The organism is Armatimonadota bacterium, from assembly GCA_031081585.1.
Taxonomy (GTDB): Bacteria; Sysuimicrobiota; Sysuimicrobiia; order Sysuimicrobiales; family Humicultoraceae; genus Geohabitans; species Geohabitans tengchongensis.
This window is the reverse complement of sequence record JAVHLY010000012.1, coordinates 1-12,678: the sequence shown is the minus strand read 5'-3', so window position 1 is coordinate 12,678 and position 12,678 is coordinate 1. Positions and strand designations below refer to the sequence as shown.

Sequence of the window (12,678 nt, the reverse complement as noted above, 5' to 3'; positions counted from 1 at the left end):
CAGCCACTCCCGCCGCATCGGGACGGTCAGGAGGCCTGGATCAGCTCGACCAGCACCCCGTGGCTGCCGGATGGATGGAGGAAGGCGATGCGCCGCCCCTCCGCACCCCGGCGCGGGCCGCCCGCCGGCTGCAACCCGCGCTCCCGCGCCCGGGCCAGCGCGGCGTCCAGGTCCTCGACGTAGAAGGCGACGTGGTGGATCCCCTCCCCCCGCCGCTCCAGGAAGCGCCCCACCGGGGTGTCGGGGCCGAGGCTCTCCAGCAGCTCGACGCGCACGCCACCTGCCTCCAGGAAGGCGATGCGCACCCCCTCCTCGGGCAGCGTCTCCTCCCCGGCGAGCGACAGCCCCAGCGCCTCCGTGTAGACCCGCACCGCCCCGGCCAGGTCGCGCACCGCGATGGCCAGGTGGGCGAGCCGGATCATCGGCCCGCCCCCTCCAGGCGCTGGAGGAGGCGCTCCGCGGCGGCGCGCGCGTCCAGCCCCCCCCGCTCCGCCTCCTCCAGCACGGCGGCCACGACGGGGTCATGCTGCGCCCGCGCCAGCACCGCCTCCTGCACGCGGGCCTCCAGCGCCCGCAGCACGGCGTGGCGGCGGCGCCGCCGGCGGCGCTCCTCCAGGGTCCCGCTGGCCTCCAGGTAGGCCCGGTGCGACCGCACCGCGGCGAGGAGGTCGGCCACCCCCTCCCCCGTCGTGGCCACCGTCCGCACCACCGGCGGCCGCCACCCTTCCGGGGGGACCAGCTGCAGCATCATGCGGATCTCGATCACGGTGCGGTCGGCGTCGGGGCGGTCGGCCTTGTTCACCGCGAAGACGTCCCCGATCTCCATGATCCCGGCCTTCAGCGTCTGCAGGGCGTCCCCCATCCCGGGGACGGCCACCACGACCACCGTGTCGGCGACGGTGACGACGTCCACCTCCGCCTGCCCCGCCCCCACCGTCTCCACCAGGACGAGGTCCACCCCCAGCGCCGCCAGCACGCGCACCGCGTCGGTGGTGGCCGGGGCCAATCCCCCCAGGTGCCCGCGCGTGGCCATCGAGCGCACGAAGACGCCGGGGTCGGTGCTGTGCTCCTGCATCCGGATGCGGTCGCCCAGGAGCGCCCCGCCGGTGAAGGGGCTGGTGGGGTCGACGGCGATGATGCCGACGGGCCGGCCCTCCGCCCGGACCAGCCGGGTGAGCGCGTCCACCAGCGTGCTCTTCCCCGCCCCCGGCGGCCCGGTGATCCCGACGGCGTAGGCCTCCCGCTCCGGGGGCAGCGCGCGCAAGGCGGCCAGCCCCTCCGGGTCACCGTCCTCCAGCAGGCTGATCAGGCGTGCCGCCGCCTGGTGCGAGCCGGCCCGCACCTGCTCCGCCAGGTCGGCCGGGGAGGCGCGCATCGGCTCAGACGAGCGCCACCGGCCGGTGCACGCCGAAGACCGCCCGCAGGGTGTCGCAGATCTCCCCGATGGTGGCGTAGGCCCGGACCGCCTCGAGGATAGGCGGGAGGAGGTTGTCGCGCCCTTCCGCGGCCTGCCGCACCGCTTCCAGCGCCCGCGCCACGGCCCCGCCGTCGCGGCGGGCCCGCACCTCCTGCAGGCGCCGGCGCTGCCGCTCCACCACCGCCGGGTCGACGCGCAGCAGCCGGCCGGCGGGGGGGGAGGACGGACCCTCGGTGAAGCGGTTCACCCCCACGACCACCTGCTCGCCCCGCTCGATGCGCTGGGCCTCACGGTAGGCGCTCTCGGCGATCATCCGCTGGACGAGCCCCGTCTCGATGGCCCGCAGCATCCCCCCGGCGCGCTCCACCTCCTCGATCAGCCGGCGGGACGCCGCTTCGATGGCGTCGGTGAGCGCCTCCACGTAGTAGGCGCCGCCCAGCGGGTCCACCGTGTCGGCCACCCCGCTCTCGAAGGCCAGGATCTGCTGGGTGCGCAGCGCCACTAGCGCCGACTCCTCGCTGGGCAGGGCCAGGGCCTCGTCGCGGGCGTTGGTGTGCAGCGACTGCGTGCCGCCCAGCACCGCCGCCAGCGCCTGGATGGTCACCCGCACCACGTTGTTGTCGGGCTGCTGGGCGGTGAGCGCCGCCCCCGCGGTCTGGGTGTGGAAGCGCAGCAGGCGGGAGCGCGGATCGTGAGGGGCGAAGCGCTCCTCCACCAGGCGCGCCCACAGGCGCCGTGCCGCCCGGAACTTGGCCACCTCCTCCAGGAGGTTCATCTGGGCGGCGAAGAAGAAGCTCAGGCGCGGGGCGATCGCATCCACCCCGAGCCCCCGGTCCACGGCGGCCTGCAGGTAGGTGAGGGCGTCCGCCAGCGTGAAGGCCACCTCCTGCACGGCGGTGGCGCCGGCCTCGCGGATGTGGTACCCGCTCACGCTGATGGGGTTCCAGCGGGGGAGGTGCTCGGCGCAGTAGGCCAGGGTGTCGGTGACCAGGCGCAGCGACGGCTCCGGCGGGAAGATGTAGGTGCCCCGGGCGATGTACTCCTTGAGGATGTCGTTCTGCACGGTGCCGTCCAGTCGCGCCGGGGCCACGCCCCGGCGCTCGGCCACAGCCACGACCATGGCCAGGAGGATGGCGGCTGTGGCGTTGATGGTCATGGAGATGGAGACCTGGTCGAGGGGAATCCCCTCCAGCAGCACCTCCATGTCGGCCAGGGAGTCGATGGCCACGCCCACCTTCCCCACCTCGGCCTCGGCCAGCGGGTGGTCGGAGTCGTAGCCCATCTGGGTGGGCAGGTCGAAGGCCACCGAGAGCCCCGTCTGGCCCTGGCTGAGCAGGTAGCGGAAGCGGCGGTTCGACTCCTCGGCGGTGCCGTAGCCGGCGTACTGGCGCATCGTCCACAGCCGGCCCCGGTACATGGTCGGGTAGATGCCGCGGGTGTAGGGCGGCTCGCCGGGGAAGCCCAGGTCGCGCAGGTAGTCGGTCGCGACATCGGCGGGCGTGTAGAGCAGGTCGACGGGCAGCCCGTCGGCGGTCTCCACCGCGGGGCGCCGCAGGGCCGCGCGGTCCACACGCGCCTCCCAGGCCGCGCGGGCCGCCCGGATCCGTTCCCGCTCGTCAGCCATCCCATCCCGCCTCCTCTCGGGGGTGCCCGGCGGAGGCGCCGCCGTGGGTGCCGGCGTCCCCCTCCGGCGCGCCGGCGTCCCCCTCCCGCGCGCCGGGGTCCGCCTCCGGGACGATGACCAGGAGGACCTGACCCCCCGTCACCTCGGCTCCCGCCTGCGCCCGCACTTCGCGCACCGTGCCGCTGTGCTGGGCGCGCAACTCCATCTGCATCTTCATGGCCTCGATGACAGCCAGGGTCTGGCCGGCGGTCACCCGCGCGCCGGGCGCACCTTCCAGCGCCACCAGCAGCCCCGGCATCGGCGCGCGCACCTCCACCGGCCCACCGCGTCGGTCAGCGGACCGCCGCCGGCCCCCCGGCAGGGCCAGGCCGACGCCCACGTCCAGGTGGCTCCACCCCACCGTGACCCCGAGCCGGTCCCCTTCGGGCTCGGCGGCGACGAGGTGGCGCCGCCCGGTTACCTCGAGCCACCAGTGGGCCTGCCCCAGCGCACGGCGCCACCCGACATCATACTCCGCCCCCTCCACCCGCACGCGGTACCGGCCCGGCGAGCGCTCCGCCACCTCGACCTCGCGCCGCCCCGAGGGCGTCTCCACCACGTAACGGTCGGCAGCGCCGGTGCCGCCGGTCACGCGCCCACCCCCGCCTCGCGCCTGACCGCCTCCAGGCGACCCGCCCGTCCCCAGCGCGCGCCCGCCTCCCCTCGCGGCAGGACCGGGCCGCGGCGGCGCCCGTGCTCCCACAGCGCTGCGGCCAGGACGGCCAGCTCCGTGGCCTCGGGATCGGGGGCCGCCCGGGTCCACGCCTCCGTGAAGCGCACGTCGTAGCGGCCCTCACGGAAGGCGGGCGTGCGGACCGCCCACCGCAGGAAGGGGAGCGTCGTGCGCACCCCGGCCACCGCCATCTCGTCGAGGGCGGCGGTCATGCGGGCGATGGCAGTGGGGCGGTCGGGGCCCCACGTCACCACCTTGGCCAGGAGCGGGTCGAAGTGGCGCGTCACCAGCAGGCCGGGAGCGAGGGTGGAGTCAACCCGCACGCCCGGACCCGAAGGCTCCCACGCCGCCGCCACGGTGCCGAGCGTGGGCAGGAAGTCGTGGTGCGGGTCCTCGGCGCTGACCCGGCACTCCACCGCGTGCCCCCGCCAGGTCACGTCCTCCTGACGGAGGGGCAGGGGCGCGCCGCCGGCCAGGTGGAGCTGCAGGGCCACCAGGTCCAGCCCGGTGACGAGCTCGGTGACCGGGTGTTCGACCTGGAGGCGGGCGTTGATCTCGATGCAGTAGAAAGCCTCCCCAAACGGTGCCGAAGACCCTGTCGGCGCGGCGTCCGTGTCGAGGAGGAACTCCACCGTCCCGGCGTTCTCGTAGCCCAGGGCCTGCGCGGCGCGGACCGCCGCCTCGCCCAGCCGCGCCCGCAGGGCGGGACCCACCGCAGGGGACGGAGTCTCCTCGATCACCTTCTGGTGACGCCGCTGGATGGAGCAGTCGCGCTCCCCCAGGTGGACCACCTGCCCCTCCCGGTCGGCCAGCACCTGGACCTCGACGTGACGGGGGCGGGGCAGCCAGCGCTCCAGGTAGATGCGCGGGTCGCCGAAGGCCGCCTGCGCCTCTCCGCGGGCCAGCCGCACCGCGCTGCGCAATGCCTCGGGGCGCTCCACCAGGTGGATCCCCTTGCCGCCGCCTCCGCCCACGGCCTTGATCAGCAGCGGGTAGCCCACCGCCGCCGCGGCGCGCTCGACCTCCTCGTCGGAGACGGGCCCCGTCCCCGGCAGCACGGGGACGCCGGCGGCGGCTACGCGGCGGCGCGCCTCCGCCTTGTCGCCGCAGCGCGCCAGCACCGCGGCCGGCGGACCGACGAAGCGCAACCCCGCCTCGGCGCAGGCTGCGGCGAACTCCGGGTTCTCGGCCAGGAAGCCGTAGCCGGGGTGGACGGCGTCGGCGCCGGCCCGCCGGGCGATCTCCACCAGGCGCGCGATGTTGAGGTACGACTCGGCGGGGGCGTCGGCGGGGAGGGGATGGGCCTCGGCGGCCAGGCGCAGGTAGGGGGCGTCGCGGTCCGCGGGCGTGTAGACCGCCACCGGCTCGATCCCCAGCGCGCGGCAGGTGCGGGCGATGCGGAGGGCGATCTCTCCGCGGTTGGCGATGAGGACGCGGCGGATCAGAACGTCCTCTCGTCCTCCTCCTCGTCCTCGTCGCGGCGCGCCTCCGGCCGGTAGACGAGGGAGTAGCGGGCGATGACGAAGCCGCAGGACTCCCAGAAGCGCAGGCCGCGGACGTTGCCAGCGACCACCGCGGCGTAGACCTCTCCGGCCCCCTGTCCCTTCAGGAACTCGATGACGGCCTCGGCCATGCGCCGCCCGTACCCCTCCCGCCGGTACTCGGGGTGGACGTAGAACTCGGCGATCATCCCATGGTGGCGCCCGTTCATCCCGCGGTGGAGGGAGGTCACCACGCACCCGACCCGCCGCCCCTGGTCCACCCCCCAGAAGATGTGACGGCTCTTCCCCTGCTCCTTGAAGAGGGTCTCCAGGTAGCCGTCGAGCCAGTCGTCGGGCGGGGCTTCGCCGTTGATCTCCTCGCGGTAGCGACGGATCCAGTCGCGGAACTTGGGATCGCCCGGTTCCACGTACTCCAGCTTCATCGCGCTCCACCCCACGGGGCTGCTGGACACCTGGAGTATTCCTCCCCGCGGGGCGGACTCCTACGGGGGCCTCCCCGGGAGCGGACTCCTACGGGGCCAGCAGGGCGAGCACGGGGGAGAGGAAGAGGAGGTAGGTGACCAGGAGGGCCATGGCCGCCACGCCCTGCTGCTCGGGCGGGACCTGGAAGGTGTGCAGGCTGAAGCGGACGAGCGGGAGCACGACGCCGATAGCGGCGGCGATGGCGACCAGCAGCATGGAAGCCTCCTCGCGCCGGTCAGGGCCGGATGCGGCCCGACCACGATCTCCCGGCGCACCGACCGGTGGGTCTGCGTGGCGGCGGGGTGGGAAGGCCGCCGGCCGGACGAGACAGGCCAAGACAGCGTGCCGCCCTCAGGAGGCGGCGCAGATCAGGCGCGGGCTTCGCGCGGCAGGACGCTGAACGCCAGCCAGGCGCTGAGCACCAGCGCGATCAGGCCACCGATCACGGAGGTCCAGGTGACGGCCGACCGGGCGGTGAGGCCCAGCACGAAGGGGAAGACGATGAACCACAGCCCGATCAGGCCGTTCACGTACTGGATCCACCGCTGTCGCCGCGCCTCCTCGCTCATGGCGGCCCAGGCCGCCAGGACGAGCAGGATGGCGCCGCCGATGATGCTCAGCCAGGTGGCCCCGCTCTGGTCCCGGAAGCCCAGCGCGAAGGGCGCGATGATGAACCAGAGGCCGACCAGGGCGTTGACCCAGTTCGCCCAGACCATGGCGCATCACCTCCCTACGCACAGGGTCCGGCAGCCTTCCCGGCTCTTATTATAACCAGCCGATCAGCGGGGAGCGCCAGTCGCCCGGCCGGTAGACTCCCGGGGGGTGCGGGCCGGACGCCCTGCAGGTGCCGGACGCTCTCCCCTACAGAGGGATGTTGCCGTGCTTGCGGCGCGGCGGGCTCTGGCGCTTGTGGGCCAGGACCTCGAGGGCGGCGATGAGACGGGGGCGGGTCTCGCGGGGTTCGATGACGTCGTCCAGGTAGCCCCGCGCGGCGGCCACGTACGGGTTGGCGAAGCGCGCCCGGTACTCGGCCACGAGCTCGCGGCGGCGGGCCTCCGGGTCGGGCGCCTCGGCCAGCTCCCGCCGGAAGATGATGTCGATGGCCGCCTCTGGCCCCATGACGGCGATCTCCGCCGTGGGCCAGGCCAGGTTGAGGTCGCCGCGGATGTGCTTGCTCGACATCACGTCGTAGGCGCCGCCGTAGGCCTTGCGGGTGATGACGGCGAGCTTGGGGACGGTGGCCTCGCAGTAGGCGTAGAGGAGCTTGGCCCCGTGGCGGATGATGCCGCCGTACTCCTGCGCTGTGCCCGGCATGAACCCCGGCACGTCCACGAAGGTCACCAGCGGGATGTTGAAGGCGTCGCAGAAGCGGATGAAGCGCGCCCCCTTCACCGAGGCGTCGATGTCGAGCACCCCGGCCAGCACGCTGGGCTGTTGCGCCACGATGCCCACCGGTCGGCCGTGCAGGCGGGCGAAGCCCACCAGCAGGTTGCGGGCGAACGCCGGCTGGACCTCCAGGAACTCGCCGTGGTCCACGATCAGGCGGATGACCTCGTGCATGTCGTAGGGACGCTGGGGGTCCTCCGGGACCAGCGTGTTGAGCGCGTCCTCCATGCGGCCCGGATCGTCGGTGGGGGGCAGGCGCGGCGGCTCCTCCAGGTTGTTCTGGGGGAGGTAGGCCAGCAGCCGCCGTGCCAGCGTGAGGGCCTCCTCGTCGTCCTCGGCCACGAGGTGCGCCACGCCGCTGCGCTCGGCGTGCACGTCCGCCCCGCCGAGCTGCTCGTGGGTGACCTCCTCCCGCGTCACCGCCCGCACCACCTGCGGGCCGGTGACGTACATGTAAGACGTCCCGCGCACCATGATGGTGAAGTCGGTGATGGCCGGCGAGTAGACCGCCCCGCCGGCGCAGGGGCCCAGGATGAGGGAGAGCTGCGGGATCACGCCGGAGGCCAGCGTGTTGCGCAAGAAGATCTCCGCGTAGCCGCCGAGCGCCGCCACCCCCTCCTGGATGCGCGCCCCGCCCGAGTCGTTCAGGCCGATGACCGGCATGCCGACGCGCAGGGCCAGGTCCATCACCTTGACGATCTTCTCGGCGTGCGCCTCGCCGAGGGATCCTCCGAGCACGGTGAAGTCCTGGGAGAAGACCGCCACCGGCCGGCCGTCGATGGTGCCGTGGCCGGTGACCACCCCGTCGGCGGGCGCCTCCAGGCGGTCGAGGCCGAAGTCGCGGCCGCGGTGGGTGACGAAGCGGTCGAGCTCGACGAAGGAGCCGGGGTCGAGCAAGACCGCCAGCCGTTCCCGCGCGGTGAGCTTGCCGGCGGCGTGCTGGCGGGCCACCCGCTCCGGACCGCCCATCGCCTCCACCCGGGCGCGGCGGCGGCGCAGCTCCTCCAGGAGGTCCTCGGGGGGCACGCGGCGGGCTAGGCCTGCAGGGGGAGGTCGCGGGGCACGGGACGGTGCGGGCGGATGGTCAGGATGGCGTGCTTGAAGAGGAGCTCCTCCACCCCCTGGCTCTCCACCAGCAGGCAGTAGGTGCCGAAGTCCTTGACGATGCCGTCGGGGATCTCATAGCCGTCCCGGCAGCGGATGTGCACGGGCACGCCACTGTGGACCAGGCGGCGGTAGAAGTCGTCCTCCAGCGCCCCGTGCCGCGCCGGGGGACGGGACACCGCCTCCACCCGCTGCTGCGGCTCCTCGCGTGTCGCCATCACCGCACCTCCCTCGACTTCGGGACGGATCTCCTGGAGCCCCGCGGCACCGGTGGACGCTCCCGCACTGGGCGCTCCGGCCGGATCCGCACCTCCGGAGACCCACGAGACCGACGGGCGTCCCGGCACCGCCGGCGCTTCCGTGGCAGCCTGGGGCGGGACGTCGGCAGGCGTGGCAGCCTGGGGCGGGGCGTCGGGCGCGGGCTCCGGGCCGGCCTCCGAGGCGCTCACGGCCGGCGGCGGCTCCGGCAAGCTCTCCTCCTCCGCAGCCGCCGCCACCTCCCCGGCCTCGGGCAGGCGGATCAGGCGGTGGTAGTGGGCCCGCAGCGCCTCCATGCGCTCGCGGCGGTCCCGCGGCGGCTCGGGCAGGTCGTCGGTCGTCCCGACCGCACGCAGCACCGCGCGCACGACCGCCTCGGTCTCGCTGCCACTGACGGCAACCGCGCCGATGTGCACCTGCCCCCGTGCGTTGAGGGCCCCGCCGCCGGCGAGGGTCACGGCGGCCAGCGCCACCTGCGTGCCGCCGAAGGGCATCACCGTCGCGGCCTCCAGCGCCGGCCGCCACCCCAGCGCCTCCAGGACGGGACGCACGGCGGCCAGGGCGGCCTGCGCGGCGGTGCGGACGCGGACGGCGCCTCCCCCTGTCGGCGCCTCCGCGCTCCCCGTCGTCGTGCGGGCCCCGCCGTTGCGGGTGTAGCGCAGCTCGACGATGACGCGCGTGGCCTCCCCGGTGAGCGTCTCCTCGAGCCGGTGGAGGTGGAAGTGCGGCCGTCGGGTGGGATCGGGCTCCAGGTGGGCGATCTGGACCCGCCACCCTTCCAGGTGGAGGCGGTAGCGGCTGGCCAGCGCCGCCGTCACCGCCCGCCGCAGCGCGGCGTCGTCGCGCTGGGTCTCCGTGGTCAGGTAGATGCGGTCGATGCGCCCCTCGTCGGTGGCGACGACGCGGGCGGCGGCCACGCCCTCGACCTGCTCGAGGAAGGCCTCGATCTCCTCGGCAAAGACCTCGGTCGCCATGGTGATCGCCGGAATGCCCTCAGGGCCAGTGTACCGCCTCGCGGGCGGGGCGACCACGGCAGGGAGAGACCCGGTACCCGCACCGGCTCCGGCCCCCCACCCACCCCCGCGCCGGCTCGGGGGCGCACGGCAGGCGCCAGGCAATGTCGCGGGAGGATCGTGGCAACTTCGCCCGGGCACGGGCCGCCCCCGCGCATGGAGGAATCCCCAGTCTTGAGACAAACCTCCTACCCAGGGGGTGGCGCGATGAGACCGCTGGCCCTCGCCTCGTGCCTCCTGGCCCTGCTGGTCGCGAGCCTGGCTTCCGGACCTGCGGAAGCCCAGTCGCCGTACGTGGCGGTCATCGAGCGGGTGAAGCCCGCCGTGGTCATTGTCGAGGCGCCCAGCAGCCTCGGCAGTGGCTTCTACGTCTCGGGTGGCTGTCACCTGGCGACGGCCGCCCACGTGGTGGGACGCGCCCGGCAGGTGACCGTCCATGGGCAGGGTCCCTCCTACCCGGGGACGGTGGTCGGCTTCGACCGCACCAGGGATGTCGCCCTGGTGCAGGGACGGCCGCCCTGCGTCGCCCTCGATTTGGCGGACTCGGACCGGCTGCAGCAGGGGGAGGAGATCCTGGTCATCGGCTACCCGGCGCTCCTGGGCGCCCAGGTGCGCGAGCCGAGCGTGACGCGCGGCATCATCAGTGCCACCCGGGGCCGCGAGGGCTTCATCCAGTACGATGCGGCCACCTTCGGGGGCGGGAGCGGCAGCCCTGTCGTGAACCTGCGGGCGGAGGTGGTCGGCGTCCACGTCGGGCGGCTCCACGGTGGTTCCGGGTTCTCCTTCGCCGCCCCCAGCAACTGGGTCCGGGCGCAGGTGCAGAACCCGACCGTGGTGCGCAGCGCTCCGGCCTTTGACGATCTGGTCGTGCCGGGGGAGCGCATCTCGGGCATCGCGCTCGGCATGACGCTCAACGAAGCCTCGGCGGCGGCCATCACGACCTTCGGGGGCACGGCCAGCATCGCCGAGGACTGCACCAGCCCGGAGGAGCGGACCCGGGGCACCTCGTGTCGCATCCGCGCCTGGCGCGGCGCGGGCGACGCCTTCGCGGCCTGGATGATCCTGGTCGGGCCTCCCGGGCAGGAGACCGTCGCGCTCATCGCCTCGACCCTCTCGCGTCACCGGACCGAGGAGGGGCTGCGCCGGGGGATGCGGCTGGCCGAGTTCGTCAGGGTCCTGGGCGAACCGCGGATCGGCCCGCGCGTCCAGGGCTCCCGGACCTTTGCCTCGGCCCGCGACGGAAGCCCGGCCGCCTACTGGCCGCGCGAGGGGATTGGCGTCTTCTTCGACCCGCGGACCGAGGTCGTCTGGGCTCTGGTCGTCTTCGAGTGATCCGCGGCCTCGCCCGCGTCTGGGGCGGTGCTCCCTCGGCCGCGAGGGGAGCCGTCAAGACCTGACGGCGCCGTCGCAGGATTAGCGGTCGGTTCGGGCGACCGCCCGATGGCCCTCGACCCACGGTCACGGTACGGTCGGTTCGGGCGACCGCCGGATGGCCCTCGGCCTACAGTCACGATACCCTGCGGCTGGAAAGGAGGCGGAGCGCGATGCACCGCGTGGTGATCCTGGGCGGGGGAAGCGGCGGGGCCATCGCTGCCAAGCGCCTGGCGGAGTGGTCCCGGCCCGGCGAGGTGGAGGTGGTCCTGGTGGACCGCAGCCCGTGGCACGAGTACCGGCCCAGCTACCTGTGGGTGATGATGGGCAAGCGCGACCCCGATCAGGTACGCCGTCCGTTGAAGCTTCTGGAGGCGCGGTACGGCACGAAGGTGGTGCACGCCACGGTGACGCGCATCGAACCGGAGGCGCGCCGAGTGGACACGGACGCGGGTTCGCTGGACTACGACGTCCTGGTAGTGGCCCTGGGTGCCGTCCTGCGGCCCGACCCCCGCACGGACGGCTTCGAGGGGCCGTGGGAGCTGGAGTACGCGGTGCGGCTGCGGGAGGCCCTGCGGGGGTTCCACGGTGGACACGTGGTGGTGGGCCCGGTGGAGTGGCCGTACCGCTGCCCGCCCGCGCCCTTCGAGGTGGCCTTCATGCTGCGCTACCTGGCGGACCAGCGGCACATCTCCGACCGCACCCGCATCACGGTGTTCCACCCGTGGCAACAGCCCATGGAGACCTTCGGGCCCTTGATGGTGGAAGGCTTTCGGACGTTCCTCCAGCAGTTCCGGGTGGACTTCCAGGGAGGTTTCCAGCTGGTCGCCCATGACCGTGACGCCCGGGCACTGCGTTCCGCAGACGGGCGATCCCTGGAGTACGACCTGGCCATCCTCATCCCACCCCACGCGCCGCCGGAGCCCGTACGCCAGTCACCCCTGGCGACGGGGGAGGGGTACATGGACGTGGCGCTCCCCAGCATGGCCTCGCTGCGGTACCCGGAGGTGTTCGGGATCGGCGACGTCGTGGCGCCCACCATCGGCCTGGGCATGGCGGGGGTGTTCGCCCACTTCCAGGCCGACCACGTGGTGACCCAGATCCTGGACCGGGTGCGCGGGGCGTACCTGGGGGAGCTCTACAACATGGTGGGCGTGTGCGTGATGGACACGGGCTACATCGGCGCCGCGGTGTGGTGCGACTTCACCGACAAACTGTACGGGCGGTCGTCCTACCCGGACTGCCGGCTGTTGGGGGGCATGCGGCTGTTTCGGTCGGTGAAGGTGGGGTTCGAGCGTCTGTGGTTCGCGAGCCTGTTCGGGCGGTGAGGTGGGATGCCATGGGCGAGGTGAGCGTGCGGGACGTGGACCGGCAGGCGCTGGACCGCGTGCTGGCCAAGCTGGCCGAGCACGCGGACGCGGTGGAGCAGCTCCTGGACGTGGTGGGCCGACTGCAGCGCAGCGGGCTCCTGGCCGCCGTCGACGGCGTGATGGAGGAGTTCGACGAACAGTTCAGCGCTGCCACCCGTCCGGAGCTTATGACCCTGGTGGCCAACGCCATGATGCTCCTGGGCGTCCTGGGCCAGGTTCGCTACGAGCCCCTGTTCCGCCTGGCCCTGTACGCGGCGCAGGCCGCCAACGAGAAGCTGGCCCAGCCGCGCACCCGGCCCATGCGTGTCCGGGAGGTCTGGCAGGCGCTTCGCAGTCCGGAAGTGGCCCAAGCCCTGGAGGTGCTGCTGGCCGCCCTGCGGGCGCTGCGGCCTCCCCAGCCCGCCCGTTGACCTTTCCCGTTGACCTTGTCCCGGGCCCGGGCAGCGCCCCTCCGGCTAG

At 73.9% G+C, this 12,678-nt stretch carries 13 protein-coding genes; 3 read left to right on the top strand and 10 right to left on the bottom strand.

What is annotated here, in order from left to right; translation table 11 throughout:
• Positions 1–26: 26 nt before the first annotated feature.
• The 10 genes from mce to RB146_06270 form a co-directional block, all read right to left on the bottom strand.
• Positions 27–422, bottom strand: coding sequence for a methylmalonyl-CoA epimerase (gene mce, locus RB146_06315; GenBank protein MDQ7828593.1), 396 nt, complete (start codon positions 420–422; stop codon positions 27–29).
• Positions 419–1,375: a methylmalonyl Co-A mutase-associated GTPase MeaB gene (gene meaB, locus RB146_06310; GenBank protein MDQ7828592.1), complete on the bottom strand. Its 957-nt coding sequence runs from the start codon at positions 1,373–1,375 to the stop codon at positions 419–421. The genes mce and meaB overlap by 4 nt, the downstream gene beginning before the upstream one ends.
• 4 nt (positions 1,376–1,379) lie before the next feature.
• Positions 1,380–3,041 (bottom strand): methylmalonyl-CoA mutase family protein, encoded by a 1,662-nt coding sequence (locus RB146_06305; protein MDQ7828591.1) that lies wholly within the window; start codon positions 3,039–3,041, stop codon positions 1,380–1,382.
• On the bottom strand, positions 3,034–3,672 hold the full coding sequence (locus tag RB146_06300; protein ID MDQ7828590.1) for a biotin/lipoyl-containing protein: 639 nt from the start codon (positions 3,670–3,672) through the stop codon (positions 3,034–3,036). The genes RB146_06305 and RB146_06300 overlap by 8 nt, the downstream gene beginning before the upstream one ends.
• Complete coding sequence (locus RB146_06295) at positions 3,669–5,162, bottom strand: biotin carboxylase N-terminal domain-containing protein (protein ID MDQ7828589.1); 1,494 nt, start codon at positions 5,160–5,162, stop codon at positions 3,669–3,671. The genes RB146_06300 and RB146_06295 overlap by 4 nt, the downstream gene beginning before the upstream one ends.
• A 32-nt stretch (positions 5,163–5,194) precedes the next feature.
• The gene (locus RB146_06290) at positions 5,195–5,677 is read right to left on the bottom strand and encodes a GNAT family N-acetyltransferase (protein ID MDQ7828588.1); all 483 of its coding nucleotides are present in this window, start codon (positions 5,675–5,677) and stop codon (positions 5,195–5,197) included.
• Positions 5,678–5,765: 88 nt separating this feature from the next.
• Positions 5,766–5,933 carry a hypothetical protein gene (locus tag RB146_06285; GenBank protein ID MDQ7828587.1) on the bottom strand — a complete coding sequence of 56 codons (168 nt, stop codon included), beginning with the start codon at positions 5,931–5,933 and terminating at the stop codon, positions 5,766–5,768.
• Between the two features lie 152 nt (positions 5,934–6,085).
• Positions 6,086–6,433 carry an SPW repeat protein gene (locus RB146_06280; protein MDQ7828586.1) on the bottom strand — a complete coding sequence of 116 codons (348 nt, stop codon included), beginning with the start codon at positions 6,431–6,433 and terminating at the stop codon, positions 6,086–6,088.
• A 145-nt stretch (positions 6,434–6,578) separates the two neighbouring features.
• Complete coding sequence (locus RB146_06275) at positions 6,579–8,072, bottom strand: acyl-CoA carboxylase subunit beta (GenBank protein MDQ7828585.1); 1,494 nt, start codon at positions 8,070–8,072, stop codon at positions 6,579–6,581.
• A gap of 65 nt (positions 8,073–8,137) precedes the next feature.
• On the bottom strand, positions 8,138–9,439 hold the full coding sequence (locus RB146_06270) for an RNA chaperone Hfq (GenBank protein ID MDQ7828584.1): 1,302 nt from the start codon (positions 9,437–9,439) through the stop codon (positions 8,138–8,140).
• 246 nt (positions 9,440–9,685) lie between these two features.
• On the opposite strand from RB146_06270, the gene RB146_06265 reads away from it, so the two are divergent.
• The 3 genes from RB146_06265 to RB146_06255 all read left to right on the top strand — a co-directional run bounded on the left by RB146_06265 (position 9,686) and on the right by RB146_06255 (position 12,629).
• Positions 9,686–10,810, top strand: a complete 1,125-nt coding sequence (locus tag RB146_06265; GenBank protein ID MDQ7828583.1) for a trypsin-like peptidase domain-containing protein — start codon at positions 9,686–9,688, stop codon at positions 10,808–10,810.
• A gap of 212 nt (positions 10,811–11,022) precedes the next feature.
• On the top strand, positions 11,023–12,177 hold the full coding sequence (locus RB146_06260; protein ID MDQ7828582.1) for an FAD/NAD(P)-binding oxidoreductase: 1,155 nt from the start codon (positions 11,023–11,025) through the stop codon (positions 12,175–12,177).
• Between the two features lie 11 nt (positions 12,178–12,188).
• Positions 12,189–12,629: a hypothetical protein gene (locus RB146_06255; GenBank protein ID MDQ7828581.1), complete on the top strand. Its 441-nt coding sequence runs from the start codon at positions 12,189–12,191 to the stop codon at positions 12,627–12,629.
• Positions 12,630–12,678 lie beyond the last annotated feature (49 nt).

What these genes read in the sequence shown, in the direction of transcription:
- RB146_06305 (MDQ7828591.1), bottom strand. Translation starts at nt 3,041, where the DNA reads ATGGCTGACGAGCGGGAACGGATCCGGGCGGCCCGCGCGGCCTGGGAG.
- RB146_06275 (MDQ7828585.1), bottom strand. Translation starts at nt 8,072, where the DNA reads ATGGGCGGTCCGGAGCGGGTGGCCCGCCAGCACGCCGCCGGCAAGCTC.
- RB146_06285 (MDQ7828587.1), bottom strand. Translation starts at nt 5,933, where the DNA reads ATGCTGCTGGTCGCCATCGCCGCCGCTATCGGCGTCGTGCTCCCGCTC.
- RB146_06280 (MDQ7828586.1), bottom strand. Translation starts at nt 6,433, where the DNA reads ATGGTCTGGGCGAACTGGGTCAACGCCCTGGTCGGCCTCTGGTTCATC.
- RB146_06270 (MDQ7828584.1), bottom strand. Translation starts at nt 9,439, where the DNA reads ATGGCGACCGAGGTCTTTGCCGAGGAGATCGAGGCCTTCCTCGAGCAG.
- meaB (MDQ7828592.1), bottom strand. Translation starts at nt 1,375, where the DNA reads ATGCGCGCCTCCCCGGCCGACCTGGCGGAGCAGGTGCGGGCCGGCTCG.
- RB146_06260 (MDQ7828582.1), top strand. Translation starts at nt 11,023, where the DNA reads ATGCACCGCGTGGTGATCCTGGGCGGGGGAAGCGGCGGGGCCATCGCT.
- RB146_06290 (MDQ7828588.1), bottom strand. Translation starts at nt 5,677, where the DNA reads ATGAAGCTGGAGTACGTGGAACCGGGCGATCCCAAGTTCCGCGACTGG.
- RB146_06255 (MDQ7828581.1), top strand. Translation starts at nt 12,189, where the DNA reads ATGGGCGAGGTGAGCGTGCGGGACGTGGACCGGCAGGCGCTGGACCGC.
- RB146_06265 (MDQ7828583.1), top strand. Translation starts at nt 9,686, where the DNA reads ATGAGACCGCTGGCCCTCGCCTCGTGCCTCCTGGCCCTGCTGGTCGCG.
- mce (MDQ7828593.1), bottom strand. Translation starts at nt 422, where the DNA reads ATGATCCGGCTCGCCCACCTGGCCATCGCGGTGCGCGACCTGGCCGGG.